This is a genomic window from Enterobacter sp. SECR19-1250 (assembly GCF_013391025.1).
Classification (GTDB): Bacteria; Pseudomonadota; Gammaproteobacteria; order Enterobacterales; family Enterobacteriaceae; genus Enterobacter; species Enterobacter cloacae.
The window spans coordinates 1-2,512 of sequence record NZ_JACASJ010000224.1; the positions used below are offsets into that span (position 1 = coordinate 1).

Annotated in this window: 2 protein-coding genes and 1 pseudogene; all 3 read left to right on the forward strand. The window is 52.9% G+C overall.

The genetic code is table 11. The features are described from left to right. A pseudogene (locus HX884_RS26065) lies at positions 1 to 781 on the forward strand (DUF927 domain-containing protein); the annotation flags it as partial. 374 nt (positions 782 to 1,155) lie between these two features. After that, positions 1,156 to 1,590, forward strand: a complete 435-nt coding sequence (locus HX884_RS26070; protein ID WP_103786842.1) for a single-stranded DNA-binding protein — start codon at positions 1,156 to 1,158, stop codon at positions 1,588 to 1,590. 11 nt (positions 1,591 to 1,601) lie between these two features. Further along, complete coding sequence (locus tag HX884_RS26075; RefSeq protein ID WP_047721951.1) at positions 1,602 to 1,913, forward strand: PerC family transcriptional regulator; 312 nt, start codon at positions 1,602 to 1,604, stop codon at positions 1,911 to 1,913. The last annotated feature ends 599 nt before the right edge of the window (positions 1,914 to 2,512 follow it).

A 2,512-nucleotide genomic window follows, 5' to 3' on the forward strand; every position in this document is an offset into this window, starting at 1 on the left:
AGAAACCTTCATCGCCACCGCCGGACGCAAGACCAAAGCCGGGCAACTGGTGCGCCTGCTGAATATCCCGCTGAGTAAGGCGGTGCGCTTCCACGACCACCAGAACGGCAAACAGCACGCCGACGCGCTGAAAGACGCTTACCAGCACCATCACGGCGCTGCCGGGCGGGAGTGGATCGGGTGGCTGGCAGACCACCAGCAGCAGGCCATTGATACCGTTCGTGACTGTGAAACCCGCTGGCGCAGCCTTATTCCTGCTGACTATGGCGAGCAGGTACACCGCGTGGCCGCACGTTTTGCCATTCTGGAGGCGGCTTTATTGCTGGGTGAGGTTGTTACCGGATGGGACGATCAGACGTGCCGTGATGCGATACAGCACAGCTACAATGCCTGGCTGCGCGAGTTCGGCACGGGCAACAAAGAGCACCAGCAGATAATTGAGCAGACGGAGGCGTTTTTGAATGCTCATGGCCTGAGCCGCTACGCGCCGCTGGGTTATGACCCCCGTGATTTACCGATCCGCGATTTAGCCGGGTACAGGAAGAAGGGAAATCACGACAGCGACCCGATAATTTTCTACACCTTCCCGGCGACCTTCGAGCAGGAGATAGCGCGGGGATTCAATGCCAAACAGTTTGCCGAGGTACTTAAACGCGTCGGGATGCTCACCCCGCCGACCAGCGGCAGAGGTTATCAGGGGCGTGTGCGAGAGGATGGCAGGCAAATCCGCGTTTATGTGCTCAACTTCATGGCAGAGGAAACCACCCAGCCAGAGGAGTGATCCTTTTTCACATACGTAGTTTTAGTGTTGTCTCAGTTGTCTTTGTTGTCTCAGTTTGTAAATTTGATTGATTTATAAGGTTTTTATTTCATTTCCTGAGACAACAGCGAGACAACATTTAGCTGTTTTGAGACAACATAGTGAAAGTGTGATTTTTTGCCTGGCTGGCAGTGAGACAACATTTACCCTGCGTGAGACAACACAAAAATCATCAATGTTGTCTCGGCAAAATCCAGACGTGACGCGGCCTGTAGCGCCGTGAGACAACAAAGACAACTGAGACAACACTATTTCTGCTTACTATGAAAAAAATCGGCAGGTGTCCCACGTTAAGAAATCGTCATTAGCAAAACTAATAATCCGGTGAGGTAACAATGACAGCACAAATTTCAGCATACGGGCGGCTGGTGGCAGATCCCCAGACCCGCACCACTACGAACGGTAGCAACATGGCTATGGCACGGCTGGCTGTATCGCTTCCCTGCAATGCGGCAGAGGCCGGAGAGTCAACCTTCTGGCTGGGTGTTATTGCCTTTGGTAAGCAGGCCGATGCGCTGGCGAAGCACCAGAAAGGCGACCTTGTTAGCGTGGCTGGCAATATGCAGGTGAACCAGTGGACAGGGCAGGACGGTGGCATACAGACCGGGTATCAGGTGATTGCAGACAGTGTGATCAGCGCCAGAACGGTACGTCCCGGCGGGAAGGCGGGACAGCAGGGACAGGCGACGGACGCGCTCAGACGTGCGCAGCAGCCATCCCGTGATGAATACGACCAGCGCCCACCATTCGACGATGAAGCGCCATTCTGAGGGAGATAAACATGGTAAACGACAGCAAAGCCGAGGCTTTGGAGGCAAAGGGGCTGTATCGTAGGGCTGCGACGCGCTGGCAGGAAGTCATGATGCTTTGTGCTGAGGACGATGATCGGGAATGGGTAAAGCAGCGACGTGATACGTGTCTGACGAACGTGAAGCGCCCGCCAGTGAAAACCGATGATTACGGCGATCTGCATAAAGCAGTCACTGAGACACAACACCGCATGGGGATAGCGCAACCGAACGGTAACGCCTTCCGGTTAAATGGTGGTAAGAAGCAACGACAGACCACCAGCGGGAGCGACAGTTCGCAGTAAGGTTCGCACCAGAACGGCTGTAAATTCTGGACTGTTCTTGACAGATTTTAAACCCTAGTAGCGCTAAACCTGCGCCAGCCGTGGGCTGGAAGCCAGAACGTGATTTAGGTTGTCAAAAATATTCTGGTTCGCGCCATTGGTTCGCAGTACGCAGTCAGGTACGCAGCAAAACTGCGCATTAAAGGCGCGTACCGCCTGACGAATTCTGGCGGCGGCAATGCGAATTCGCAAAATAGCGGAGAGGCTTGATATTGCTGGCTCTGGTGTAGTCCATTCGCAGTTAGTAGCACCACGGAGATGATAAGTTTTGATAAGGATTCCTAAGATTTCCTAAGTTTTAATTGCGTGATACGAAACCGATTCGCAATTGCGTACCAGCGTGTAAGCCGCATTATCGCTGGGTTTCTACAGTCGAACGCAGTACGCAAAGTGAAAAATCCTCCAAATACGAAACCCGAATATTGCGCAGTAAATTGCGAATTGCGCAGTTCACAAAAAATCTGCGCAAAACGAAACGGATACCAATGCGCAAACCATCCTCGACCCCGCGCGGTTACTGGCTTTATTGATGTGAAATTGCAAAATTGGTGCGCAATTTA